Origin of the sequence: Streptomyces hiroshimensis (assembly GCF_014650335.1) — a bacterium.
GTDB lineage: Bacteria > Actinomycetota > Actinomycetes > Streptomycetales > Streptomycetaceae > Streptomyces > Streptomyces hiroshimensis.
Genome location: NZ_BMUT01000003.1, coordinates 404,048 through 428,704, shown reverse-complemented (window position 1 = coordinate 428,704; position 24,657 = coordinate 404,048). Strand labels below are relative to the sequence as shown.

Here is a 24,657-nt window from a genome sequence, read left to right as displayed (position 1 = left end):
GGCGCACGGTCCCGCGAGGCGCCCGTGTCCGCGTACAGCCTGTTGGAGGACAGCAATGCAATCGACCGGACGGTGGCTGCTCAGGCCGCCCTCGCCGGATGCCCGGGCCCGGCTCTTCTGCCTTCCCTACTCGGGCACGGGCGCCTCCTCGTACCGCCGGTGGCCGACACGGATCGGGCCGCTGGAGGTGTGCCCCGTTCAGCTGCCCGGCCGGGAGAACCGGATCCGGCACACCCCGTTCCGCACCGTGCCGGAGTTCGCCGCGGAGGCCGCCGAGGCCTTGGCCCCCCATCTCGACCGGCCCTACGTGCTGTTCGGACACTGCATGGGCGCCCTGCTGGCCCACGCGCTGGCCGCCCGCACCGAGGACCTGGGACTGCCCCGGGCGACCCTGCTCGTGGTGTCATCCGCCGCCGCGCCGCACCTGCCGGCGCAGCGGCGGTACCGCTCTCCGGAGCCGGGGGTGAGCGGCATCTACCACCCGTCCATGACGGACGAGGAGTTCGCCGGTGAACTCAACCACGTGTCACAGGCGCTGGGCGGCGGAGAGGTCATGCCCGAGCTCCTGCCGCTGGCCCTGCGCGTCCTGAGGGCGGACGTGGAGCTGTGCTACGGCTACCGGATCCCGGTGCCGCGTCCGGTGCACAGCCCGCTGACGGCGATCGGCTGGACCGGGGACCCGGAGGTGTCGCCCGAGACCATGCACCAGTGGAACGCGTACGGGAACACGCGTCACCGGGTCCTGGAGGGCGGCAAGCTCAGCTATCTCGCCGCGCCCGCGGCACTGACCCGGCTGCTGGAGGACGAGTTCACCGACGCGCTGTCCGGCGCGGTCACCACCACGGGAGGCGCACCATGACGGCGCACGTGCCCAGCACGCTGAGCGAACTCTTCGAACGAACCGCGCTGCGGTACCCGACGGCCCCGGCCGTCAGCGACGGCGAAGCCCGATTGACGTACCGCGAACTCGAAGAAGCGGTCAGGGCGTCGGCACAGGCGCTCATCGCGCGCGGGGTCTCCCCCGGGGACACCGTCGCCGTCCACATGCCGCGGGGAGTACCCGTGGTCGTCGCCGTGCTCGCCGTCCTGCGGGCCGGCGCCGCCTACCTTCCCGTCGACGAGGTGTATCCCGCACCACGCCGTGAGCAGATGCTCCGCGACGGCGCGGTGACCCACGTGCTCGTCGCCCCCGGCCGGGCGGAGCGCACGGCGCAGCCCGGACCGTCCGTGCTGGAGTGGCCGTTCCCGCCGGGTGGCCCGGCTCCCGTGCCGTCGGTGCCGCTCCCGCCCTCGCATCCGGCCGGCGCGGCCTGCGTGCTCTTCACGTCCGGCTCGACCGGAGCACCCCGCGCGGTGATGCTGGAGCACCGCCAGATGGTCGACTTCGCGCTCGCGGACACCCTGCCGCTCCTGGGCCCGGGGGACCGCACCGCGCAGTCGTCGGGCATCTCCTTCGACACCTTCACCTTCGAGCTGTGGCGTTCCTTCGCCGGAGGAGCGGAGGTCGTCGTGGTGCCCGGCATCCCGGAGCTGATGGAGGCCGATCTCGGCAAGGAGCTTCGCCGGCGCCGCATCACCGCCATGCTGGCCCCCGCCATCGCCCTCAACCACCTCGCCCGGCACGACCGCGAAGCCCTGTCGGGGCTCCGCCTGCTGTGTTCCGGCGGGGACGTCCTGCTCCCCGCGACCTGCCGTGCGCTGCGCGAGGGCGGCTTCTCGGGGGAGCTGTTCAACCTGTACGGCCCCACCGAGGCCACCGTCGCGTGCACCGGCTTCCCCGTGACCGACACCGGGGTGCTGGGGGAGCAGGTGCCGATCGGCCACTCCTTCGGCCGCGCCCGGCTGCACGTACTGGACGAGCGGCTGCGGCCGGTGCCGGCCGGCGTGCCCGGTGACCTGTACGTGAGCGGGCCGGGAGTCGGGCGCGGCTACCTGGGGCGCCCGGGGCTCACCGCACGGAGGTTCGTGGCCGACCCGTTCGCCGGTGACGGCACGCGGATGTACGCCACCGGTGATCGGGTCCGCTCCGGTGAGGACGGCGCGCTGGAGTACCTGGGGCGTACGGACAGCCAGGTGAAGATCCGAGGGCACCGGGTGGAACCGCAGGAGGTCGAACGGGCCCTGTGCCGCTACGAGGCGGTATCGGAGGCGGCCGTCCTCAGCGAAGGGGAGCCGGGGGAGAAGCGGCTGGTGGCCTTCGTGGTCGTCGGCCAGGAGGAGTTCCTGCTGCGGGAGCTGCGCAGCCACCTCAGGGCCGCGGTGCCGGCCCATCTCGTACCCGCGGAGATCATCGTTCTGGACGCGATGCCCACGGACGCCCACGGCAAGAGGGACCGGCGCCGCCTCACGGACATGCTCGGGGACCAGGCCTCCCGGCGCAACGAGTACGTGGCCCCGCGCACCGACACCGAACGCCTCCTCGCGACGATGTGGGAGGACCTGCTCCACGTCGAGTCCGTCGGTGTCCTGGACGATTTCTTCACGCTCGGCGGCCATTCCCTCCTGGCGGTCAGGGCGCGCCTGCTGCTGCGGCGGCAACTGGACGTCGCGATCAGCCCGGAAGTGCTCTTCGAGTACAGCGTGCTGGAGGAGCAGGCCGGTCTGATCGACGGTCTGCGGAAGGAGGTGCTCGCACGATGACCGCCACGGTGATCGACCTCGCCGACCTCGACCTGTTCACCGACGGTGACCCCCACGAGGCATGGCGGGTGCTGCGCCGCGATCGTCCCGTCCACTGGAACGCCACCGGCGGCAGTGCCACCGGTGGCCCGGGGGCGTCCGGTTTCTGGGCGCTGACGCGGTACCAGGACGTCCACGACGCCTATGTCGACGCGGGCCTGTTCTCGTCCCGGTGGGGGACGGTGATGGGCGGCTCGCACAGGAGGGACGCGGACTCCGCGTCCGGCCGCATGCTGATCGCCTCGGACGACCCGCAGCACCGCCTGATGCGCCAGCAGGTGCACAGGGCCTTCCTTCCCGCCCTCATGGACCGGGCCCGTCGGGTGGTCCGCGACTACGCCGGCGCCGCGCTTGAGAGGATGCTGAAGGACGGCGGCGGTGATTTCGCCGCCGACGTTGCGCCGGAACTGCCGGCCGGGCTCCTGGCGGCGCTGTTCGGGCTCGAACGGCGGGACGCCCTGCACCTGCTCTCACTCACCCGCTCCATGATCGGGTTCCAGGATCCCCGGTACCACGGTGACTCGAAGCCGTCGGCGGTCCTCGTCTCCTCCCAAGTCGAGGTCTTCGACGTCATGATGGACCTGATGGAGACTCGCCGGCGCGCGCCCTCGGACGATCTGGTGAGCATTCTGCTGGGAGCCTCGGTCAACGGCCGTCGCTTCACCGAGGACGAGATCCTCTACAACTGCCTGAACGTGGCAGTGGGCGGCAACGAGACGACCCCCTTCACCGCCTCCGCCGCAGTGCAGGCCTTCATGGACTTTCCCGACCAGGCGCAACTGCTGCTCGACGACGGAGGGCTCCTGCCGACCGCCGTGGAGGAGGTCTTCCGCTGGACGTCGACGAACGCCTACGTGCAGCGCGTCGCCACGCGCGACGTCGAGCTGCACGGACAACTGATCCGCGCGGGTGATTCGGTGACGCTGTGGAACGCGTCCGCCAACCGCGACGAGGAGCGGTTCTCGAACCCCGACCGGTTCGACGTACGCCGCACACCCAACCGGCACATGGCCTTCGGGGTCGGCGTGCACCGGTGCATCGGGATGGGTGCCGCGCAGATGGAGATCGCGTTGCTCATGGAGGAGATCGCGCGGCGGGGCATCACGTTCGAACCCGCCGGCCCGCCGGCCCGCCTCCGCTCCAACTTCATGCTCGGTCTCACCCGTCTCCCGGTCCATGCCACCGCGTCGCGGGACGAATCGATGTAGGCTCCGGGGACCGCCCTTGACCTGCGGAAAGCAGGCAGGGAGCAGACATTCCGGGAATGTTTCGCATGCTTCGTACCATGTTCAAGTCCAAGATCCACCGGGCCACCGTCACCCAGCCGAGGCGCGGGGGCTGGTGCCGCGGGTGGTGCACGTGGACGAGGGCAACCGGGTCGCCGAGCTGGGCGCAGATCCCGCCGCCCCGGTGCCGGGCACGGAGCAGCTCCGCAGTCCGCTCGCGGCGAGCCGCTGAGTCGCCGGCCGGCGGGTGCGCCGGTGGTCCCGCTCTGCCCGTACGCGGCAGCCTGGGCCGCCGAGCACCCCGAGCCGGCCCCGGTGCCCTCCGAGGAGGTCGTGGCGGCCGCCCGGGCGCGGCCGGCCTCGGACCCGGCCCGGAACCCGGTCCGGAGCCCGTTCCGGCACCGGGCCCCAGCCCCGATCCCGCGCCGGTCCCGGTGCCCCCGCCCGCGCCCGGGCCGCCGCCCTTCCCGGATCCGGCGCCGCCCGCCCCCGGCCCGGTCCCCGAGTTCGACCGGCGCTTGTTTGCGCCGATTTCGCGGCCCGGCCCGCGCGGGTCGATCCGGCGATAGCGTGATCCAGGTCAGCGTCGCCGACGTCGCCCGTCGAGCGCACCGCCCCGGTGGACGGCCGTCCCATGAGACCTCCCAGGCGAGTTACAGCAACTGTCCTTTGACAGTGAATCCAGTCGCTCCGTCATCCAACCCAGTCGCCGCCGACAACGCCGCCGGCGTCGCCCCGGCACACCGGCTTGAGCGGGGTTGCCGATGCTGCCTCTCGGCATTTGCCGGGCCGATGCGGACTTCCACCGCGGCAGGCAGCGCCACCGCCCCAGTTCCCGCAAGGACCTGTGCAAGAGGGCACTTGGACAGGGAAATCGCAACTTCGACATGGCTCGCAGAAGCAGCTACCTTCACCTGGTCTTCGGCGATCGCCCACGGTCGCACAGGGGTTCCTTCAGGCTGAGCCACCCGCGACGGGATGAGTTGGTCCCGCCCCAGGAATCCTCGCCCCCATGCCCAAGCCACCGAACCGGGTCCACACCAGGCACCCCCAACCAGGGAGAGACGCATGCCCCATCTTGCTCTGTACACATTCGGCGTCCTGAAGTCACCTCTCGCCGATCCCACACCTCTCACACGCGAACTCCAGGACAGCGGCAAGGCCATCTACCGGAAGATCAGCCAGCACCCCGGATACCTCGCTCGTGCTGAAGCGGCAGACCGCGGCCGGGGCACACATTTCGACATGGACTGGGGTGCATGGGGAGAGTTCGCCGTACCGACCTGGTACGACAAGGGCCGTACGGCGGAAACCGCCGCCCTGGACGCGACCCTCTCACTCTGGACCGACCTGCGCCCCGCCTTCGACGCCATCTACACCGGTCTGCACCGTGAGGCGCTGAACAGGCGTTACGACTGGTTCGAGAGGACAGGGAACCCGAATTACGTGTGCTGGTGGGTCTCCGACGGCGTGATACCCACCTGGCAGGACGGGGTTTCCAGGCTGGAACACCTCCACGCCCACGGCTCCGCACCGCACGCCTTCACCTTCCACCACTCGTTCGCCCCGGACGGAACTCCGACCAGGACCAAAGGCATCGGGCCGAAGAGCGACCAGGTTCACTGACAAGGAAGCCTGAACGACTGGATTCGCTGTCAAACGCTTCGATTGAATGACGGCGAACAGCAACGGCCTGGCTTCGACTACGTCGGGCCGGGGCGGGCGGGCCAAGATGCTCAAACGCCGGATGTTCGGCCGCGCAGGATTCCAACTCCTTCGCGAGCGGGTTCCTCTGGCTCCGTAATCGGGTCGATGCCGGGCTCGGCCGGAACTTACCATCGAGGCGTGACGATCAAGTATGAGTGGCGGGGCGACTTCGGCAACGCTTCCCTCAACGCGCTGCACGCCGACGGTTTCGGCCACCCGGTTGCTCAGGTCGACTGGCGAGCCCGGCTTGAACGCCACAGCCTCGGCTGGGTTTGCGCTTGGGAAGACGGCTCTCTGATCGGCTTCGTTAACGTTGTCTGGGATGGCGGGGTCCATGCCTTCGTCCTGGACACGGTGGTCGCCCAGTCTTGCCAGGGAAGAGGAGTCGGTGCCAGGCTCGTTGCGCTCGCAGCCGACGAAGCCCGTGCCGCGAAGTGCTCTTGGCTTCACGTCGACTTCGAGGACCACCTGCGTCCGTTCTATTTCGATGCCTGTGGTTTCAGAGAGACGCCCGCTGGGCTGATCGCCCTATAGGCAATACCCCCTAGGGCGTGTATCGAAAGTGGATCTTCACTGTGCGATGATCTTGGGCCATGGCGCGGGGAGATCTGACGGACGCGCAATGGGCGGTGTTGGAACCGCTGTTGCCAAAGGGCAAGAGGCCTGGACGGCCGCCGATGTGGGCCAAGCGGCAGTTGATCGACGGGATACGGTTTCGGGTTCGCACCGGCGTCCCGTGGCGGGACCTCCCCGCCGAGTACGGGCCGTGGGGTCGAGCGTACGACCTGTTCCGTCGGTGGCAGCGGGACGGCACCTGGTTTCGAATCTTCACCGCGTTGCAGGCCCAGGCCGACGCGAAACAGCTGATCACCTGGGACATCAACGTCGACAAGGCGTACGCCTCCCGGAAGAACCGCGCTTATCTGCGGCGGCGCGGGATCCGCTGCACCATCCCGGACAAGGCCGACCAGGCCCGCAACCGCAAGAAACGCGGCTCGCGCGGCGGTCGGCCGCCGCAGTTCGACCCGCAGGACTACAAGGCTCGGCATGCGGTCGAGTGCGGCATCAATCGCCTCAAAAGGCACCGGGCCGTGGCCACGCGGTACGACAAACTCGCGGTCCGCTACGAGTCGACCGTCCTCGTCGCGGCCATCAACGAGTGGCTGTGATCAAGGCAGTTGATACAACGCTGGCAAGGAGTCCGCAAGCATGGACCTGCGGTCACGCCCCGGCTATGTCGAGGAGGACCTGCGCCAGTTCACGTGGCTGGGAGAACATCGGCCAGTGGCCGGTGTTCATCTCGATCAGCCGCCAGTGCCCACTGGTCAGCAGCTTGGCTACGTCGTCGGTCGGCTCGGGGTCACCGAGCGTGCACTTGATGTAAGTCGCCGGGAGGTCGCCGAGCGGCCTTTCCAGCACGGCGGGTTCGGTCAGCGTGGCACCCGGGTGCGGCGTCGCACCGCCCACGATCCGTGCGATCTGCTCATCGGTGAGACCGTGGCCCTCGAAGTGGGTCGCGGGCGCGACCGGCCAGAATCCTCCGTTCTCGGCGATCGATGCCCTCACCATCGCCCCGCCGTCCGGCCAGGCGGAGACGAACGGTTCACCATCGGCCGGAACACTGGAGTCAAGGAAGACCACATGCGCTAGCCGGTCGCCGATCCGCCCGGCGGCCTGACCGCTTGGGATACCCGAGTAGCTGTGACCTACCAGGACGACTTCACGCAGGTCCTGGCGCTCGACCTCATCAATGATGTCCTGTACGTGGGTCTGCTGACCAGCCGGTACACCTTGCTTCTCAGCGAGGCCGGACAGCGTCAGCGGGTGGACGCCATGGCCGGCCGCACGCAGATGCGGCACCACATCGTCCCACGCCCACGATCCGAGTCGCGCACCTGCAATTAGCACAAAGTTCGCCATGGCCGCACCGTATCGGAGCGGCCCGACGACCGCTCCGGAAATACTTTCGATACACGCCCTAGGTCCGCACTGCGCAGGCAGCATGGCCGCGCATTGAGCGGGCGTGAGGTCGGCGTGACGGAGAGTCCGTCGTCATGGTGATGGATGGGTCAGCCACTCGGGCCTGCGCTCTTGATGATGGCGAAGAGGGCGCCGGCGGGGTCGAGGAACATGGCGATGCGGCCGATCCCCTCCACGTCCATGGCCGGGATGAGGAGGATGGCTCCGTGCTCGGTGGCCCTGGCGAGCGTGGCGTCGCATTCGCTCACTTCGAAGTACGGGTGCCACTCCGGCGTGGATCCGGCGTCGAGGTTTGCCTGGGGCAGCTGCATCAGGCCGCCGTGGGTGGCTTCCTCGCCGGTGCCGGACGGCCGCAGGACCGTGTACGTCAGCTCCGGGCTCATCTGCACGTCGGTGGTCTGCCAGGAGAAGACGGAGTCGTAGAACGCCTTCGCTGCCGCGGCGTCGGTGGTGTAGAGCTCCACCCAGGACAGGGTGCCGGGGACGGCGACGACCTCCATGCCGCCGGTGTCACGAGGCTGCCAGACGGCGAAGTCCGCGCCGGTGGGGTCGGTGAACGCCGCCATCCGCCCGTATGTGAACACGTCCGCCGGGGCCACGCGGACCGTGCCGCCGGCCTGCTCCACGGCCTGGGCTGTGGCGTCGGCGTCCGGGGTGTGGAAGTACACCGTCCAGGACGGGCTCGCGCCCTCTTCGGTCAGCGGGCCGAGGCCCGCGACTGTCTTGCCGTCCTGCTGGAAGAAGCCGTACCCACCCGCCTCCGGTCCGGCGGACTGGTACTCCCAGCCCAGGACGGCGGAGTAGAAGGCGGCGCTCGCATCGATGTCAGGGCTCCCCAGGTCCAGCCAATTGGGAGCGCCAGGGACGTACGTGGTCGTCAGCATGGTGTGGCCCTTCACTGCGGGTTCCGAACGCGGGTATGGGTTGCCGCTTGCGCTTCGTGTCGGCTCAGCCGGACCGTATGGTGCTCCCTCCCTCCCGTACGGGCTGAGAAGGCGTCAGCTGTCACAGCGAGATACTTCCAGCAGCTTCCGGTCCCTCGCGAGCTTGCCACTCCATTGCGGCCGCACCTCAGTACTGCCGGCCCGATGGGCTTCTACGGGGGGCAGGCCGCAGCTGCTGCCCGGGCCGATCCGGCGGGTGGGTGGGTGGGTGGTTAATGGGCAGTTCGGGTCACCACGTGCGCAGGGTCTGTGCGGACGGGACGAAGAGCGGGTCCGGCAAGGCTTCGACAGTGCGCCGGGGCTATCCCATGGAAGTCGATGAAGGCGCGGGCCAAGTCGGTGGGCAGGACCACCGACGGCGGCACCGTGGCATCCGCATGCAGGCCGAGCGCGGCGTCCCGGAGGTGCGTGACCAGGGCCTCGCCGGCGGCGAGACCAGTTACTCGGCCCGCAGCCGCCCGGCCCGCGTCCCGGTCAGCGGGTGGCCGCTGGCGTACGGCTCGCCGTCCAGGCCGCCGACCGTCACCAGCACCCCCGCGCCGCGAAGGGACGACCATCGCACCGGCGCCCTCGGTGACCTTCCCGGCGTACGCCAGCGCATCGGTCGCCTGCCGGACGCGACCCATCTCCACAGGGTCCAGGGGCGGCATGGGGTCCGGGCCGTGCGACGTCCAACTCCCTGCAGGACCCGACGCTCGCCGACGGCACACTGTGCGATGCGGGGTGCGGGCGACCGATCCTTCGCGGTGGCCCGCTTACGTACCCGCCGTTGGAGCCACTGGCACTGGCACTGGTCGCCGGTGGGCGTAGCGGCCCCGCATGGCGTCGCTGGCCGCAGGGCCCGCCGCGAAGACGTAGGCATGGCTGTCGTCGAGTCGGCGGCCGGTCCTGGCGTCGACGACTACGGGCTGGACCTCCTCTCCGCTTTCGGCGTCGACGAGAATCATGCTGCGCTCGTGCGGCTCCAGCCGGGAATTGCCCCACGCGGCCAGGGCGACGATCACCGGGCGCAGGGAGCGTCCTAGATCGGTCAGCACGTACTCGTGGCGGACCGGGTTGGTCTGGTAGGGCCGGCGCTCCAGCAATCCGTCCGTCACGAGGGTCTTCAGGCGGGTCGTGAGCATGCTCGAGGAGATGCCCAGGTTCTCCTGGAACTGATCGAAGCGGGTGTAGCCGTCGAAGGCGTCGTGGAGGATCAGCAGCGTCCACCATTCACCGACGTGTTCCACCGTCGTGGACAGCGGGCACTCCCGGTCCTCCAGCCTGATGCGGCTCGCCACGGTGACCATCCCCTTGGTTACTGCTAAAGTCGAAGTTAGTGGGTTTTATTTTAGCAGTAACCGAGTGTGGCGCCGAACGTGCGCATCAGGGATCGGAAGGCACCATGACCAGCCCCGTCAACGAATCACTCGAAGGCCGCCGTGCCCTGGTCACCGGCGGTACCAAGGGCACCGGAGCCGCCATCGCCCGACGGCTCGCCGGCGTCGGCGCCGACGTGCTCGTCACCGGCCGCAGCCGCCCCGAGGAAGTCGAGGAAAAGGCCTTCATCGCCGCCGACCTCGCGACTGCTGATGGCACCGACCGGGTGATCGCCGAAGTGGAGGCACGCCTGGGAGGTGTCGATGTCATCGTCCACACCCTCGGCGGCTCCGAGGCGCCGGCCGGTGGATTCGCGGCGCTCGGCGAGGAGGACTGGGCCAAGGAGCTCAACGTGAACCTGCTGGCCGCGGTCCGCATGGACCGTGGCCTCCTGCCCGGCATGATCGCGAGCGGCAGGGGCGTGATCCTGCACGTCACCTCGATCCAGCGTCGCATGCCGCTGTGGAACGGCACTCTGGCCTACGCGGCAGCCAAAGCGGCGCTGACCACCTACAGCAAGGGCCTGGCCAACGAGGTCGCCCCGCACGGCGTCCGTGTCAACACCGTCTCACCGGGCTTCATCCAAACCGCAGCCGCAGACAATCTGGTCGCCCGGATCGCCCAGGAGGCCGGCGTCACCCGGGAAGCCGCCCTGGACCGGCTCATGGACTCGCTCGGCGGCATTCCCCTCGGCCGCCCCAACCGACCGGAGGAAGTCGCTGAACTCGTCGCCTTCCTCGTCTCCGACCGCGCCTCGGCCATCGTCGGCGCCGAACACGTCATCGACGGCGGCACCACCCCCACCGTCTGAGCCCCCATAGTCAGGAGGAGCGTCATGCCGAGCCATCAGCCCCACACCATCGCCCCGAGCGACTTGCCCAAGACGATCACCCGCTACCTGCGGGCCCACCACGACCACGACACCGCGACCGCGGTCGCCGCCTTCACCAGCGACGCCACCGTGACTGACGACGGCAGGACGTACCAGGGCTCCACTGCAATCGAACAGTGGCTGAACCGTTCCATCACCGAATTCACCTACACCATCGAACTCACCGAAGCGCAGCAGACCGATCCGACCCACTACGTGGCCACACACCACCTCGAAGGCACCTTCCCCGGAGGCAGCGTCGACCTGCGCTATCAGTTCAGCCTCCGCGACGACCTGATCGAGCGTCTGGTCATCGAGCCCTGATCCGCCTGGGTTGATGCCAGGCTGAATGCCTTCAACCCGGCGCGGGCGTGGCCTCTTACTGTGATCGCAGTCCTGGCCCTTCGGGCATGCCCAAGACCCGGCACCCGCACTACGGCCGCTTCCTGCGGCTGGAGCCTGACCGGCTGGTCGAACTGACGTGGGTCACCGGTCGGGGAGGCGCAGCGGGGGCGCCCGCCAGTGGCTCACCATCCTCGGCGAGCTCAAGGCTTCCGCGGGATCGAGGGCGTCCTTGGTCACCTGCTGCGACGGCCTGCCCGGCCTATCGGACGCCATCAACGCGGCCCGGCCCTGCACCACGGTGCCAACCTGCGTAATTCACCTGGAGTTCGTGCCGGCCCTGCGCAAGATCTACACCGCGGTCTCCGAACGGGCGGCCGAGGGGGCCCTGGACGAGTTCACCACCTCAGACCTGGGACGCCAGTATCCGGCGGTGGTTCGTACGTGGTCCCAGGCATGGCAGAGAGTGTCGGCCCATCTGACGGTGTTGATGGTCAAAGTGAACTCGGGGCACTGGTGGGGTTCGCTGTGCCCACGTACGAGGCCCTGCCCCGCTTCACCCCTGAACAGCGCCGTACCTTCCGCCCCTCGCGGCCTTTCATGGCCGAAAATGCTCTCTACAAGACCTTCACACAGGCCATTGAATGCCCCTGGCCAACACTGATCACTCATCAGCGCATCAGTGCACTCTTCACGTTTGGGAGACACCCCATGAGACGACTCCGCACCGCGGGTCTGGCACTTCTCGGCGCGACGCTCGTCGCCTCCGTCACGGCGAGCCCGGCCCAGGCGTCGCCGGGCGAGACCCGCACGGTGTGCGCCGACTCGATGACCCCGGACGGCTGGGTCGACGTGAACTGGGGCACCAGCGCCTCGTGCCGCGTGATGAGCGGCTCGAACATCAAGATGATCAAGCAACTGGACGGCCTCCCCGTCGGCACCCAGGTCAACGCCTGCGCCAGCGCACAACCGCCGAAGGGCTGGACCAAGGTCCAGACCTACTACAGCGGCGGCTGCGTGGTCTTCGTCAACTCCTCCTTCACTCCGAACGCCTGGCTGTTGCAGAAGACCTCCTGACCGGAGGGCGGCGAGGGGGTGGCACTCAGCCGAGCGGCCACCACCGACGAGCTCGCCCGGTCCGGGGGCGAGCGTCCCCGTGATCACCGGGTCAGCCGGCCGAGGGTCGGGGTCAAGTGCTCGGCCGCGCCGATGTCCCGCAGATGCTCGATTCCGCGCGCGGCTTTCCACGGCGTCATACGGGTGGCGGCGACGAGCTGGCGGGTGCTCAGCCCTGCGGGCGTGCTTCCAGCAGGGCCGCCCGGACCGGCTACGCGGCCGCCGGTGTCACCCGGCTTCCCAGGATCAGGCAGGGTTCGTCGGCCGAGGTCGCCGACGAAGAGGCCCTCGTCGTGGACGAGGTTCGGCTCGGTCGCACGGCATCATCAGGTGCCAGCGGCCCCCAGGCGGGCGGCGGTCCGGAAAGCGTCGCCGCGCCAGCCGTTCCGGTAAAGGTGACGCGGACGGTCGTCGCGCGTCTCACGGAAGGACGCCAGCACCTCCGCGGCCTCGTCGAGGGTGTGCTCCTCGCGGCCGAGGAGTTCACGGACTGCCACGAGCGCCTCGATGCAGTGCAGCGAACGCGCGGCGAGCCACTCCTCGACGGCTGCCGTGCCGCCCGCCTCGCGCTCGCCCCGGAGGATGTCCGTGGTGTGGACGAAGGCCGCGGCCAGTTGCGCGTAGGTGTCGTCCTCCTCCGGGTGGAACCCCGGGGCGAGGGCGACGATCAGGCGCGTCAGCCAGGCCTCCCCGTGCTCGGCGAGGGCCGCGTGGTCCTTGGCGAACTCGTCCCAGTCGGCCTCGGTCGCGTGGTAGAGGATGCAGCTGAGATTCGCGGGCTCGTCCGCCTCTGCCAGCACCCGCTCCAGGAGCGGGTACGGGACACGGACGTGTTCCGCGAGCAGCACGGCGTCGTAGAGGTCCTTGGCCTCGGGGTGCATGTCCGTCACCAGCCACAGGAGCTTCCATACGAGGGAGAGCTCCGGACTCGCCGCCGGCATCGGCACCCCGGGGAGTACCTCGGTCCGTACGGGCGGGGCGGGCAGGGTCTCGTTGAAGACGAAGTCGAGCTGGACGGTGCCGGGCGGCACACCGTCCGCGACGGCCGTCCAGGGCAGGACGAGGCGGCGACCCGGCACTCGGTCGTACGTCCAGATCTCGTCGCTCACCGCGCCCGCCGCGTCGAACCGCACCGGGCTCCCGGCCTTCCGCGAGCGTTCCTCGGCGGCCCGGGCGATCTCCTCCAGCATCGTGTTGGTACGGGCGTCGCCGAGCTGCCAGGTGTCGGGCACGACGACGAAGTCCAGGTCGCCCGGCTCCCTGGCGGCGTCCCCGAACCACGCCTTGAGCAGCACGCTCCCGCGCAGCACCAGGTGCTCCGCCCACGGGGTGTCCGCGACCGCCGCGAGGGTGAGGCCGAGGGCGCGGCGCCGGGCGGTGTACCAGGCGTCGCCGGTTCCCGGGTCGGTGAACTCGGGCTCGCTCAGCCGCATGCCCAGCGCGTGGTGGTTGGCCGCCGGGTCGTACACCGGGTGCTGGACCACGCCTTCGCCCGGCACGGGGAGGAGCGTTCGGGGAAGGTCCCGCTTCGCCCGGGTCTCCTCCTCCGGCGGCAGCTGGGGGACGACCACTTCGGCGTCCCACGGCCCGTACCGGAACCGCTCCCACGGTGTCGTCGTCATGCGCCCGTCCCCTCTCCGTCCCGGCCCGCGCCACCGATGGCGCCGGTCTCGTCGATCCAGCCCGCGTCGAGCGACTCGTCGCTGTCGTGGACGACGAACTCCCGCTCCTCGGAGATGACGGTGTGCCTGCCGGCCCGCACGGCCGCCACCAGGGCGTCGAGCCGGGCCCCGGCCGTCCGGCGCCCGACCGCGCGGCAGCGCTGGGTGACGAACCGCTCGGCGCGGCCGTCGGCGCGCACCCGGCGGGCGTTGCGCGACAAGTGCGCGCGGTGGGCGGCGGCGAGGCCGGCCAGCGCCACGAGGTCCGCACCGGGGGTGAGCAGCAGCTTCAGGTGGTGCTCAAAGTAGTAGCGCGCCCCGAGAACCGCCGCCTCCGCGTCGGTCTCCGGCACCCCGTCGGCCCACGGGGCCGCCTCGATCTTCGTCCGTACGACCGTGAACCCGGCGCCGTTCAGCCCCCGGGCCGCGCCGTTCACCGCCCCTCGCACGTCCGGCAGCGCGCCGGACCGGCGCAGGGTGAGCATCGGCTGGCTTGGAGTGCGGCCGCGGTCCAGCAGAATGTCGGTGAACTTCATCCCGTGGGCCGCCGCGTACCGCTGGAGGGCCTGGTCGGCCCCGGTGGTCGCGGGCGGGAGGACGGTCAGATGGGCCTCGAAGTCACCGGCGAAGGCCGGTATCAGGGAGGGCGCGGGTGCGGGCGCGGGTGCGGTGGTGCTCGGTATCACCGGCACATGATCGCAGGTGGGCAGGGGCGGCCTCCCGGAATTTCGACGCCGCCCGCCCGCCCTCCTGAGCGGCGGACCCGGCGCCCGCCACCTCGGCGTAGCGGAGGAGGCCCCGGCGCGGGAAGTTCGGGTGCGTGCGAGGCCGTCCGGGATGGGAGAGGCTGCCGCTCCACCAGCTCCACACCTCCAGGAGCATGTCGGCCGGGGCGTCGTCGCAGAATTCGGCGAGGAAGAGGCGCACGACGCGGTCCTCGTCCCGGGCGAGCAGCGCAACGGCGTCCGGGGGAAGGCGCTTGGCGCGGGCGGCGCCGCTGCGCACCAGCAGGCGGGAGGAGGCCGCGCAGCGGCGCATGGCCTCGGGGTCGCCGTGGAGCGCCCTGACCCATGCGAGCTCCCGGCGTATGCCGCTCGGGTCGATGTCGACGCGGACGGCGGCGCGCTGCTCCTCGGTCAGGTCGGGCCGTACCGACACCTGGAACCGTACGCCGTCGTCCTCGTCGTCGGCGAGGGCGGTGACGAGGTCCGGGTCCAGGTGGGGGTTCGAGGCGAGGGAGGCGCGCAGGCCGGGCAGCAGGGCGGCCTCGGCGCGGACGCGGGGGTCGGGGTCGCCGACGAGTGCGCCGCGCACCCTCCACGACGGGTGGTCGACGGCTGCGTCGATCACTGCGGCCGGGAGGTCGCGCCAGAAGTGGTGCGACGTCAGGCCCGTCAGCCGCGTCAGCACCTCCTCGTCCGCCGCCTCGTTGAACGCCAGCCCGTTCGCCCACTCCCGGCGCAGCCGCTCGGTGGGCGTGAGCCGGCGGAACAGGGCGTCCCAGGCGGCTTCCCGCTCCTCGGGGGTCTCCCGCGCCTCGGCCTGCGCTGCGGCTTCGCGGTGCTCCTCGACGCGGTCCACGACGACAAGCCGGGCCTTGTCCTCGTGGCGACGTCGATGAGGAAGGTGCCGTCTTCGCCGATCAGCCCGTGCTCGACCGCCAGGCGGTGCCATTGCGCGTTCAGCGCGGCGGGGCGGTCGCCCCGGTCCCGCCGCACGGCAGCGGCGGGAGCATTCGCCTTCGAACTCCTGCGTCCCGCCCAGGACCTGTGGGACGTCCCCGTGCCGGGACCAGGGCGGTCACGGCACGGGGGGTGGGAACGGGCGCACGAGCTTGCCGTGCAGGTGCTGATCGATCAGTACTGGATGGTGTGGTTGTAGAGGATGTTCCTGGCCTTGGCGCCGGTGTCCAGGCCGTAGTCGGGCCGGTCGGTGAGGAAGTACTCGCGGAAGCTGGACTGCCAGGTCCTGGTCATCATGGTGTTGCTCTTCGTCCACCCGCCGTCGATCTGGGACCACAGGTCGACCAGCGCGGTGGCGACGCGGGCCTCGCAGGCGTCGCTTGCGTCGATGCCGGTCGTGGTGCGGTCATTGGCGAGGTTCAGGGAGCTGCCGTTGCCCCAGTAGTAGGTGGTGTCGTTGAAGGTGTGGAACGCCACCGCGTTGGCGAAGCCCTCGGTCCAGCCGCAGCTGGTGGAGGATGTGCGGTTGACGTAGTGGGGCGAGCAGTTGGTGACGTTCGGCCACCAGCCCTTGTAGAGCTTGCCCATGAGGGCGTGGCCCGCCTCGTGGACGGTGGTGTGCTCGGAGTCGGGGTCGTTGTCCGCGAGGTGGATCTTGTCCTCGCCGGCGGTCCAGTACGTCCCGTCGGTGGAGCCGGGGTACCACTGGACGGTGATGGGGGTGCAGCGGTCGCCCTGCTGACTGCCGGCCCAGCAGGTGGTGGTGGACCCTCTGTTCCACCACAGCTTGTTGAGGGTGTCGAGGGCGTGCCAGGCCCGGCTCTGCCCGGCGTTGGCGTACACGTTGCCGAGGCTGGTGCTGCGGGAGATGTTGTCCAGCGAATAGGTGGCGGTGGTGTAGAGGCGGCCGTTGCCGTCGACCACGGACCACATGCCGCCCGCCTGCGTCTGGAACTCCACCCAGACCTTGGAGGTGACGGAGGTGGTGGGGGAGTAGCAGAGGTTGAACGTGCCGTTGCCGTTGCCGGTCATCCCCGTGGCGAGCTTCTGCGTACCGCTGTTGGCGGTGGGCTTGCCCCACAGGGTGATGTTGGCGTTGCTGACCGGCTCGTCCCGGTCGGCCTTGCCGTTCCAGCTGCCGCCCTCAGCGGACTGGAAGCGGTTGCGGTAGGCGCCGCTGACGCAGACCTGTGCGGTGGCGCCGGCCGAGGCGGTGGCGCGGGGCGAGGACGGGCCTGAGCCGGATGAAGGGGCGGGGGCGGGGGCAGGGGCCTTGGGAGCGACCGGGCGTGCCTTGCGGCCGTCGGGCATGGGTCCGTGGGCCGAGGTCGCGTCGGCCTTGGTGATGGAGATGCCCTTGGCGGAAGAGCCCTTGGTCTTGCCGACGGTGATCTCCACCGAGCCGTGTCCGGCGCGGCTCGGGTCGGGGCGGTCGATGTCGCTGATGTCCGCCTGGATCTGGACGGGGCCGGAGGCGACCGCTTTGACCTGAAGCGTGAGAGTCCGGGTGCCGGGGGTGAGGGCGAGTATCCGGCTGGTGCGCTGACCGAAGGTGTCCGTCGTGGGAGCGGCGAACCCGGAGTTCCCGCCCGTCATCTCGAGTGCGGGCGGCAGTTGGACGGACAGGCCGGCGTGCTCGACGCCGGTCTGCGCCTTGACGTTCACGGTGAGGGTGGCCCGTTCGCCGACGGCGGGCAGGCGGTCGAGGGAGGCAGTGACGCCGAGACAGCTGAGCGGTGCCTGGGAGTTCTTCTCCGCGGGGCGGATCGTACAGGCGTCGCCGTGGGTGGGGGCGGCCGCGGAGGTGGACGGAACGGCGACAGCTGCCAGGCAGGCGAGTGCGCCTGCCGTCGCGGTCAGGGCGGCGGATCTCCGGAGCCGTATGCGAGGCCGTATGCGAGGCCGTATTCGGGACATGGGCATGCCTTCCTGCGACGTGCACGGCCGATTCGGTGCACGTCGGCAGAGCTGTGAGGGGGGTTGTGTACTGACCCCGGGCCACTGCAGCGATCAGCTATTGGCCACAGCAACACCGTGGGTAACAGTGGCCGGAACCATATACCTCATGGCTTGTGCATGTCACGGCTGTGGCGGTGTGTCCTCGTGGTGTGGCCCGTCGAAGGTGGTAGACCCGCGTGACCGGTGGCGTCTCAGGAACGGTCGGCGGTAGTGGTTCTGATGCCGCATCCGCTTACGCGCATGGGACCGTCCGAATTCAGGGACGGGGTGTGCGCGGGGAGTTCCTGGGAAGGAGGGGGCGTCTCCCTGCAGGAATCCGGCCGGGGCCGGGCAGTTCAGTGGGGCCCGTTCGGATGCTCAGCTTGATGCCGCGCTGCCAGTCTCGATGCCGCACTACCAGTACTGCGGGCGCCATTCGAAGAGCAGGATGGTCGCGTCGTCCCGCAGCTGGTTGCGCTGGTAGTCGAGGATGGCGTGGATGAGCAGCCGCAGGACTTCGGCCGGGCGCTGGCCGGCAGCGGAGGAGCGGATGATGAAGTCGGTGAACCGGTCAAGGCCGAACTCCGCACCGTCCGCGTCGCGGGCTTCCACGACGCCGTCGGTGTAGAGCAGGACGCAGTCGCCCGGTTCCAGTGTCGTTTCGTGGACCTGCCGGGCTGCCGGTGCGAATTGGCCGGCCAGGCCGATCGGCGGCTGAGGAGGGCTGTCCAGCACCCCGCCGAGCACCCGCTCGGCCCGGATCAGCAGTGGTGGGGGATGACCGCAGTTCACCCAGCGCAGCTCCCCGGTGAGCGCGTCGAGCCGGCACAGCACGCCGGTGCAGAAATGGTCGGGGAGCCACTGGGCGAGCGCCTGGTCCACGGAGCCGACGACGTCGGCAAGGTCGCCACCGCCGCGGCGGGCGTTCCGCGCCGCCGCCATGGCGACCGACGTGGTCAGGCCGGAGTTCAGATCGTGACCCATGGAGTCGAGGATCATGGTGTGCAGTATGTCCTTGACCACCGAGTGGTCGAAGGCGTCGCCGGCGACGTCGTACGCCGGCTCCAGGACCGCGGTCGAGACGCACCTGCTGCTGCCGATGGTGTGGGACGGCAGGAAGGCCCGCAGCATCTCTGTGGGCAACCGCATGGTCGAGGTGCGGGCGCGGGCGGCGAGCCAGTCGCTGTAGGCGCGCTTGGAGGTGATCAGCATGGCGAACAGGAAGGCCAGCATCCGGCTGCGGCGCATCCGCACCCCGTCGAGCGAGGGCGTCCGCACGGCCAGCACGCCCAGCCGCTCCGCACCGTCGACCAAGGGCATCCAGACCATCACGTCGTCGCCGGCATCGGCCACGCGCGGAGTGACCGTGCGGTACGCCCAGCCGGCCAGCGAACGCTCCACCGGAAGCGGCTCCAAGGTCTCGTCGAGCGGGATCAGCAGCTGTTGCTGCAGGTCGACGAGGTAGATCAGTGCGGTGCCCAGGCCGAGGGCCGAGGCGCACCGGTTCGCCAGGTCGGGCAGTTCGAACGGCAGGGCCGTCTGCGCCTCGACGATCAGCTCTTCCAGCCGGTTCTCGTCGACGGCGGCGTCGGGGCCGGCGGACGCATGCGGTGGGTCCGGCACGGGGATCACCCCTTCCGATCCCAGTCTCACACCGATCCCGGCCTCCCTCATGTCGTGCCGGCCGACCGCCCACTCGCGGCCTGCCGGGGGGCTGGGCGACTGCCGCAGGTACGGGCGACGTCTCAGTCCACACCGGGCCAGTCGTCCGCCACCACCGACCTGTCGAACCCAGGGGTGTTTTCGTACTGCTTGGCGATGGCGCCGGCCGGGATCGAGGGAACGCCGTCGTAGCGCGCCACCCAGTAATTCGGCTCGGTGACTCCGTGTTTGTGGAACGCTGCGCGCACCTCGGGCCAGGTGGAGGCGTTGCAGTAAACCGTCAGCTTCTTGTTGGGTGTAGCAGCCATGGTGTGGGTGCACCACTGGACTGCGCCTTCCGGTGAGGAGGCGCCGTCCTCCACGTCCAGCACCTGTGCCTTGGTGTTGTGGCTGATCGCGATCGACACACGGGTCGCGTTCGGGAACCGCGTCGCCATTTCTCCCATGTTCGCGAAATGACCGTCTACATACCCGGCCACCATCTTTGCATGCGCTGGAATCTTGCTGGGCGTCACCGCGTCGTACATCGTCCGCGTCATGATCGCCTCCTCTGCCGAGGTAGTCGAGGCGCTCGTGGTCGAGGCAGGCCGGACAGGACGCTGCGCGCACCAGCTACTGCAGCTCGGCGGCGCCTCCAGTTCTCGGCCCGCACTCATACCACAGTTAATCCCATCAAACCACTCCTGGGGATTCCCGCAATCCGAGGATCGACAAGCTCTACGGGCCGGTGACCCGCTCGTTCCGTGCTCAGTGCGGCAGCCGACGATACGCGTCGACGTAGTTGCGCAGCAGGGCCTGGTGGGTGCCGTTGATGATGGTGCCGAGCGAGGGCTGGGCGCGGAGAGGGGCGTCGAGGTTCTTCTCCTTGATGCTCTTCAAGAGCTCCGCCCCTCTCTCCTTGGTGACGTACTGCTCGAACGATGCCGGGTCCATTCCGGCGAGTTTCGCCAGCTTGGTGTCGTCCGGAACGCCGAAGACGAGATCCGACAGGCCCAGCGCCGCATCAGGCGCCACCTTGTAGAAGTTGAGGACGCGCTTGCGCCACTCCTCACGGCGGGCATGGCTCTGGGTGTAGGACTGGCGGAGCGCGACGACGCGGCCGCTGACGGGACCTGTTGTGGGCGTGCCCAGGATGGCCTTGACGAGCCTGTCGCCGTCGGTGACGACGGAGCAGCCGGGGGCGAACACCCTCTTGTCCTTGTCCTCGCCGCGGAGGTTCCCGAGCGATTCCGCCAGCTTCTCTCCTTCCTGGTCGCCCGTGCCGAAGGTGACGCCGTCCTCCAGGCGGGTGAGGCCGTCCAGGAGCTTGACGAACGTGTTGGGCTCCGGGAAGTAGACGGTCCTGGGGTCGGCCTTCGCCATCGCGACGCGGACATCCCGGTCCATCGCGGTGGCGATGTCCACGCGCGGGTCGCCGCTCTCGGGGAGGCGGTAGCCTCCGCTGAAGAGGTCGGGCCACTTTCCCTCCTGCAGCCGGGCCGCCGCCGCGTCGAACAGGGGGGTGCCGTCGGGAGTCCTGAGCGAGATCACATCGGCGTCGCCGGTGTGGAAGTAGATCTGCTGGCCTTCCCCGCCGTCGGCGTACAACGCCTTCGCGAACTCCTGCGCCCGGCTGCTCCCGGCGATGGTCTGCCGTATGGCGCCGTAGGGGATGGTCTTCTGATCGCTGAGGCTCGCCTTGCCCTTGGGCGCGCACCAGAGGAAGGACAGGACGGCGACCGGAAAACCGGGTTTCTCCTGCCGCCAGGCCTTGGTGAAGTCGTCGATGATCTTCCGCTGCCGTGCGACGCGTTCCGCGCGTTTGGTATCGCTCTCGCCGTAGGGATAGCCCTCGTTGAGCCCGATGACGAGCGCGCACCCGTGCCGGGTCTCGGTGGCCTCGTCGCGGTAGAGGCGCGCCAGGGTGAGCAGCTTCCGGTGGTCGTCGACCTTGGCCGGGACCATGGCGACGAAGCCCACGCCCCCCTTGAGGGGTTCGGGACTGCCGACCGCCTGTCCCTCGTACACGTCGGTGATCAGTTCCCAGGGCGCCTTGCCGGTGGCCGGGGTCTTGGGCCGGACCCGGTTGACGATCACCCCGGCCTGCTTCCGCTGCTCCTCGGGCAGGCTGTCGGGGCTCGTCCACTGGGGCCGGGAGGTTTCGACCGGACTGCCCGGGCTGCGATGGCACGCGCGCTGTTCGACCAGGTAGCCCTGCTCCAGGCCGGCGGCTCCGATCTTGTCCCGGTGGTCCCACACCTGGAACGCGGCGGCCCGGTCGACGGTACTCAGGAACGTTGCCAGCGCGTTCAGGGAGGAGACGTCGCGCTTGTAGACGAAGCTGCTCGCCCCGGCGAAGAGACGGTGGGGGATCCGTTTGCGGGGCACGGCCAGGTGGTGCACGCGCTCCATCCTCGTCAGTGCGACGTAGGCGATGCGGTGCCGGAATCCCAGGTCGCGGGCGATGGCGACCTCGGTGACCCCGCGCACGCGCGTGCGCTGCTGCCAGGTGGCGGCGGCGTCGCGCAAGGCGGCGAGGCCGTCGGCGTCCCGCCTGCCGGCGCGCACGACCGCGCGGGCGTGGTGGTCGAAGGCCACGCGCTCGGCTCGTACTTCGGCCGGGGAGGGCGAGATGCGACGGCCCTTGTGCCGCTCCACCACGCCGTCGATCCACTCCAGGGCCACGTCGCTGCCGTGGGTGCGGATCTCCTCCCAGTTCATGCCGCGCAGCACGACGAGTCCCCGGTCCGTCTCCGCGACCGGGAGGGGGTAGAGGTATCTCAGGGACAGCTCGCCGAGTGTCGCCTTGTAGAACGCCTCGCGCTCCTGGCGCGTCTCGGACTTCCCGCTGCCGCGTACGTTCACCGGGCCCGGGTCCTGCATGCTGACCGCGTGGCCGGTGCCGTACCTCTCGCGGAACAGCCGCTCGGTCTCGGCCAACGCGGCCTGCCGGACCCTGGCGCGTTCGTCGTCGTCGTGACCCGTGTCGTCCATGGTCCCGGCCAGGGCGTGCGCGGCGTGGATCAGCTCGTGCGCGAGGGTCACCTCGGGGGCCGTGGCGACGTCGTCGGAGAGCAGCAACACCCGGGGGTGGAAGGACACGATGGAGTACACGCCCCGGCCGTTGTAGAGCGGTCCCTTGAGCCTGGAGTTCAGCGACCACTGGGCGGGCTTGCCGTCCGTGGCCTGCGTGATGATGACGTTGATCCCCGCGAGGTCCCGCTGCTTCGGCTGCTTCGGCGTTCGACCGTTATTCCGGGAGCCGCCGTGGCGGCACAGGACCCGCGTGCTGATGCCCGCGTCCCAGTCCTCCGGCCCGCCGTAGGTGCCGTCCGGGTCGGGCAGCGGCCGGGCGTTGCCCAGGAACTCGACGAGGCGCTTGCCCGCTTCGGAGGACTCGATCCGCCGGAGCAGGAAGTCGATCTCCCCTGCGTAGTCCTCGTCGTCCAGCTCGAGGCCGGGCTCGGGGTTGGAGGTGTCGTCGCGTACGTCGAGTGCGTCCGGGTCGGGGCACACGGCGATGCCGGGCCGTATCACGGTGAGGGGGAGCGGCTTGCCGCCGAGCCAGGCGATCTCGATGGGCGACTCCGCGGCCGCCCGGACCGGCTGCGGTGGTGTCAGACGGGCAGGGTCGAGCCCTGTGAGGCGACGCATGACGGGATGTTTCCTTTCGGGGAGTCCGCGGGGATTCGGTTCGGGAGTCCGCTGAGATTCAGTCCGTGACGACCAGGACGGCACGCGCCTGCTGGCGGGTGTCGGTGGTCAGGACCAGGGAGGGGGCGGCGCCGGCCGCCGTCGGCGCGGTGTACCGCAGCGAGATCTTCTCGACGGCTGGCAGCAGGTTCGGCAGCCCAGCCGTCGGCGAGCCCGTCGCGGGCAGGAGGGGGGCGAGCGCTTCCCCGAGCGTGATGCCTTCCTGGGCGGCCCAGGTCGCGGTCCAGCTCGTCGCGTCCGGATCCTTGTCCGCCACGAGGTCCAGCTCCATCAGCGACGACTCTGGGCCGCTGAGGAGCAGGGAGCCGGTGGCCTCGACGCCGGACGGGCCGTCCCCGGTGCTGATCCGCGTCGTGAGGTGGGCGCGGGCCCGCAGTCCGGCGGGCAGGGGGAACTCGGCGGATCCGGCCGCGGCGAACAGCCGTCCGGAGGGTGTGGGGACGACCTCGAAGCACAGTTCCTGCAACGTCAGCTCCCCCAGGGAGGCGGGCAGGCCGCTGCCCATGGCCTGCTCGGTCCAGGCGCTGATGTCGCGGAAGGCGATGCGGTCCGCCTCCACGGTGAGCCCCCAGCCCTGGGCGCTCCTGGCGGCCTTCACCCCGATCCGGGTCCCGCCCACGACGAGCGTGCCCGCCAGGGAGACCTCGAGCGCCCGGTCCTCGCGGATCCCGGCCACGCTGCCGGACACCAGGACCGTCTGGTCCTCGATCCGTACGCCCGCGATCTCCAAGGGGCTCAGGAGCTCTCCCGCGACCACGAAGGTGCCTTCCCGGAGGTCACACAGGAAGGAGAGCCGTCCCAAGCCGTTCTCGCCGAGGTCCGGAGCGGCACGCTCGAAGAGGCCGCTGCCGTCGGCGAGTTCGCCGTGCGCGGTCAAGGCCGGCAGGTCGATCGTGACGGCGCTTTCCAGTCCGCCCACGGACAGGTGTGCGCTCAGCTCGACCGACAGCCCTCCCCGGCCGTTCTGCCGGGCGGCGGAGTCCAAGGCGATCCGCGCACGGACCTGGCCGAGCGTCACTCCCGCCAGCAGCGGCCATTCGTCGGCCAGATCAACCTCGAGTTCTCCGGTCACCCGCCCGTCCCCGGGGGTGTACGAGAGGGTGACTTCACGGAGCGCGGGCAGCGCCGAGGCGAGGAGCCCCTGCCACTCCGCGGGGAAGTGGTCGGTGACGGCGTCCGCGCCCGTGCAGCCCGGTAGGTCCGCCACATACCGCAAGGACGGCAGGGAGAGCCCGTCGGGGAAGCGGGCGGACACCGTGAACGCGCCCTCGTGTATCGAGGTGAGGAACAGCACCGGCTCGTCGAGGCCGGGCAGCTCCCACCGGGCTCCCGCGACGACCGGTGTCCGCTCCTGCTCCGTTTCCTTGTCCGTACGGGGGGTGGCGTCGAGTACGACGACGGGCGACTGCGCCCCCAGAGCCTGAAGCGGACTCAGGTCGTATGCGGGGAAGGGCTCGGGCAGCCGCCACTTCGGGGCGTCCACGACCAGGACGAACCCCACGACCGTCCTGCCCGAGGCGCCGGCCAGGAACTCCGCCACTACCGGGCACGGCTCCGGTCCGAGGGCGGGCACGGTGCAGCGCCCCCGGACCGTCATGCTCTCCGCGCTGAATTCTGCGTCCGAGAAGTCCAGTTCGGAGGATCCGAGATACGTGGAGAACGCGTCACGGACCGCGGGGTCGGTGAACTCCTCGGCCTTGAGCCGCAGACTTCCGTTCCGCGCCCTCTCGGTGATGTCCTCAACGGACAATGGCATTGCCGAATCCCGTCTCAATATGTGTAAGCCACTTGGTGTTG

Annotated in this window: 22 protein-coding genes; 10 read left to right on the top strand and 12 right to left on the bottom strand. The window is 70.1% G+C overall.

Going from position 1 to position 24,657, the window contains the following annotated elements:
- The first annotated feature begins 55 nt into the window (after positions 1-55).
- From IE241_RS10270 to IE241_RS10240, 6 genes are all read left to right on the top strand, one after another.
- Positions 56-859 (top strand): thioesterase II family protein, encoded by an 804-nt coding sequence (locus IE241_RS10270; RefSeq protein WP_190021369.1) that lies wholly within the window; start codon positions 56-58, stop codon positions 857-859.
- Entirely contained in the window at positions 856-2,640 is a 1,785-nt protein-coding gene (locus tag IE241_RS10265) for an amino acid adenylation domain-containing protein (protein ID WP_229899047.1), read from the top strand. Before IE241_RS10270 ends, IE241_RS10265 begins: the two co-directional genes overlap by 4 nt.
- Entirely contained in the window at positions 2,637-3,887 is a 1,251-nt protein-coding gene (locus tag IE241_RS10260; RefSeq protein ID WP_229899045.1) for a cytochrome P450, read from the top strand. Before IE241_RS10265 ends, IE241_RS10260 begins: the two co-directional genes overlap by 4 nt.
- A gap of 1,086 nt (positions 3,888-4,973) precedes the next feature.
- Positions 4,974-5,531: a DUF3291 domain-containing protein gene (locus IE241_RS10250; protein WP_190021368.1), complete on the top strand. Its 558-nt coding sequence runs from the start codon at positions 4,974-4,976 to the stop codon at positions 5,529-5,531.
- Positions 5,532-5,750: 219 nt separating this feature from the next.
- Positions 5,751-6,146, top strand: coding sequence for a GNAT family N-acetyltransferase (locus IE241_RS10245; protein WP_190021367.1), 396 nt, complete (start codon positions 5,751-5,753; stop codon positions 6,144-6,146).
- A 59-nt stretch (positions 6,147-6,205) separates the two neighbouring features.
- Positions 6,206-6,781, top strand: a complete 576-nt coding sequence (locus IE241_RS10240; protein ID WP_190021366.1) for a transposase — start codon at positions 6,206-6,208, stop codon at positions 6,779-6,781.
- 52 nt (positions 6,782-6,833) lie between these two features.
- Here the strand turns inward: IE241_RS10240 and IE241_RS10235 are convergent, their stop codons facing one another.
- The 4 genes from IE241_RS10235 to IE241_RS10225 all read right to left on the bottom strand — a co-directional run bounded on the left by IE241_RS10235 (position 6,834) and on the right by IE241_RS10225 (position 9,825).
- Entirely contained in the window at positions 6,834-7,532 is a 699-nt protein-coding gene (locus IE241_RS10235; RefSeq protein WP_190021365.1) for an alpha/beta fold hydrolase, read from the bottom strand.
- Positions 7,533-7,681: 149 nt separating this feature from the next.
- On the bottom strand, positions 7,682-8,476 hold the full coding sequence (locus IE241_RS10230) for a VOC family protein (RefSeq protein WP_190021364.1): 795 nt from the start codon (positions 8,474-8,476) through the stop codon (positions 7,682-7,684).
- 499 nt (positions 8,477-8,975) lie between these two features.
- Entirely contained in the window at positions 8,976-9,098 is a 123-nt protein-coding gene (locus tag IE241_RS34605) for a hypothetical protein (protein WP_268254368.1), read from the bottom strand.
- Between the two features lie 193 nt (positions 9,099-9,291).
- Entirely contained in the window at positions 9,292-9,825 is a 534-nt protein-coding gene (locus IE241_RS10225; protein ID WP_190021363.1) for a winged helix-turn-helix transcriptional regulator, read from the bottom strand.
- Positions 9,826-9,920: 95 nt separating this feature from the next.
- On the opposite strand from IE241_RS10225, the gene IE241_RS10220 reads away from it, so the two are divergent.
- The 4 genes from IE241_RS10220 to IE241_RS10205 all read left to right on the top strand — a co-directional run bounded on the left by IE241_RS10220 (position 9,921) and on the right by IE241_RS10205 (position 12,185).
- On the top strand, positions 9,921-10,706 hold the full coding sequence (locus IE241_RS10220) for an SDR family oxidoreductase (RefSeq protein WP_190021362.1): 786 nt from the start codon (positions 9,921-9,923) through the stop codon (positions 10,704-10,706).
- A gap of 24 nt (positions 10,707-10,730) precedes the next feature.
- A complete protein-coding gene (locus IE241_RS10215) occupies positions 10,731-11,090 on the top strand; it encodes a nuclear transport factor 2 family protein (protein WP_190021361.1) in 360 nt (119 codons plus the stop codon).
- A gap of 157 nt (positions 11,091-11,247) precedes the next feature.
- On the top strand, positions 11,248-11,772 hold the full coding sequence (locus IE241_RS34935; RefSeq protein ID WP_190021360.1) for a transposase: 525 nt from the start codon (positions 11,248-11,250) through the stop codon (positions 11,770-11,772).
- Positions 11,773-11,819: 47 nt separating this feature from the next.
- Complete coding sequence (locus IE241_RS10205) at positions 11,820-12,185, top strand: hypothetical protein (protein WP_190021359.1); 366 nt, start codon at positions 11,820-11,822, stop codon at positions 12,183-12,185.
- Positions 12,186-12,550: 365 nt separating this feature from the next.
- On the opposite strand, the gene IE241_RS10200 is transcribed toward IE241_RS10205, so the two are convergent.
- The 8 genes from IE241_RS10200 to IE241_RS10165 form a co-directional block, all read right to left on the bottom strand.
- On the bottom strand, positions 12,551-13,846 hold the full coding sequence (locus tag IE241_RS10200; RefSeq protein WP_190021358.1) for a nucleotidyl transferase AbiEii/AbiGii toxin family protein: 1,296 nt from the start codon (positions 13,844-13,846) through the stop codon (positions 12,551-12,553).
- On the bottom strand, positions 13,843-14,571 hold the full coding sequence (locus IE241_RS10195; RefSeq protein WP_229899043.1) for a hypothetical protein: 729 nt from the start codon (positions 14,569-14,571) through the stop codon (positions 13,843-13,845). The genes IE241_RS10200 and IE241_RS10195 overlap by 4 nt, the downstream gene beginning before the upstream one ends.
- Positions 14,504-15,466: a hypothetical protein gene (locus IE241_RS10190; protein ID WP_190021357.1), complete on the bottom strand. Its 963-nt coding sequence runs from the start codon at positions 15,464-15,466 to the stop codon at positions 14,504-14,506. The genes IE241_RS10195 and IE241_RS10190 overlap by 68 nt, the downstream gene beginning before the upstream one ends.
- Positions 15,467-15,741: 275 nt before the next feature.
- Positions 15,742-17,484, bottom strand: coding sequence for a mycolysin (locus tag IE241_RS10185; RefSeq protein WP_190021356.1), 1,743 nt, complete (start codon positions 17,482-17,484; stop codon positions 15,742-15,744).
- A gap of 435 nt (positions 17,485-17,919) precedes the next feature.
- Entirely contained in the window at positions 17,920-19,179 is a 1,260-nt protein-coding gene (locus IE241_RS10180; protein WP_190021355.1) for a PP2C family protein-serine/threonine phosphatase, read from the bottom strand.
- Positions 19,180-19,250: 71 nt separating this feature from the next.
- Positions 19,251-19,706, bottom strand: coding sequence for a hypothetical protein (locus tag IE241_RS10175; protein WP_190021354.1), 456 nt, complete (start codon positions 19,704-19,706; stop codon positions 19,251-19,253).
- Positions 19,707-19,914: 208 nt separating this feature from the next.
- Positions 19,915-22,800, bottom strand: a complete 2,886-nt coding sequence (locus tag IE241_RS10170) for a M91 family zinc metallopeptidase (protein ID WP_190021353.1) — start codon at positions 22,798-22,800, stop codon at positions 19,915-19,917.
- 58 nt (positions 22,801-22,858) lie between these two features.
- Entirely contained in the window at positions 22,859-24,616 is a 1,758-nt protein-coding gene (locus IE241_RS10165; protein ID WP_190021352.1) for a hypothetical protein, read from the bottom strand.
- Between the last annotated feature and the right edge of the window lie 41 nt (positions 24,617-24,657).

Excerpts from the sequence above, each read along its gene's own strand:
- IE241_RS10270 (WP_190021369.1), top strand. The coding sequence starts at position 56 with ATGCAATCGACCGGACGGTGGCTGCTCAGGCCGCCCTCGCCGGATGCC.
- IE241_RS10265 (WP_229899047.1), top strand. The coding sequence starts at position 856 with ATGACGGCGCACGTGCCCAGCACGCTGAGCGAACTCTTCGAACGAACC.
- IE241_RS10260 (WP_229899045.1), top strand. The coding sequence starts at position 2,637 with ATGACCGCCACGGTGATCGACCTCGCCGACCTCGACCTGTTCACCGAC.
- IE241_RS10250 (WP_190021368.1), top strand. The coding sequence starts at position 4,974 with ATGCCCCATCTTGCTCTGTACACATTCGGCGTCCTGAAGTCACCTCTC.
- IE241_RS10240 (WP_190021366.1), top strand. The coding sequence starts at position 6,206 with ATGGCGCGGGGAGATCTGACGGACGCGCAATGGGCGGTGTTGGAACCG.
- IE241_RS10235 (WP_190021365.1), bottom strand. The coding sequence starts at position 7,532 with ATGGCGAACTTTGTGCTAATTGCAGGTGCGCGACTCGGATCGTGGGCG.
- IE241_RS10230 (WP_190021364.1), bottom strand. The coding sequence starts at position 8,476 with ATGCTGACGACCACGTACGTCCCTGGCGCTCCCAATTGGCTGGACCTG.
- IE241_RS10225 (WP_190021363.1), bottom strand. The coding sequence starts at position 9,825 with ATGGTCACCGTGGCGAGCCGCATCAGGCTGGAGGACCGGGAGTGCCCG.
- IE241_RS10220 (WP_190021362.1), top strand. The coding sequence starts at position 9,921 with ATGACCAGCCCCGTCAACGAATCACTCGAAGGCCGCCGTGCCCTGGTC.
- IE241_RS10215 (WP_190021361.1), top strand. The coding sequence starts at position 10,731 with ATGCCGAGCCATCAGCCCCACACCATCGCCCCGAGCGACTTGCCCAAG.
- IE241_RS10205 (WP_190021359.1), top strand. The coding sequence starts at position 11,820 with ATGAGACGACTCCGCACCGCGGGTCTGGCACTTCTCGGCGCGACGCTC.
- IE241_RS10200 (WP_190021358.1), bottom strand. The coding sequence starts at position 13,846 with ATGACGACGACACCGTGGGAGCGGTTCCGGTACGGGCCGTGGGACGCC.
- IE241_RS10185 (WP_190021356.1), bottom strand. The coding sequence starts at position 17,484 with ATGTCCCGAATACGGCCTCGCATACGGCCTCGCATACGGCTCCGGAGA.
- IE241_RS10180 (WP_190021355.1), bottom strand. The coding sequence starts at position 19,179 with ATGAGGGAGGCCGGGATCGGTGTGAGACTGGGATCGGAAGGGGTGATC.
- IE241_RS10175 (WP_190021354.1), bottom strand. The coding sequence starts at position 19,706 with ATGACGCGGACGATGTACGACGCGGTGACGCCCAGCAAGATTCCAGCG.
- IE241_RS10170 (WP_190021353.1), bottom strand. The coding sequence starts at position 22,800 with ATGCGTCGCCTCACAGGGCTCGACCCTGCCCGTCTGACACCACCGCAG.
- IE241_RS10165 (WP_190021352.1), bottom strand. The coding sequence starts at position 24,616 with ATGCCATTGTCCGTTGAGGACATCACCGAGAGGGCGCGGAACGGAAGT.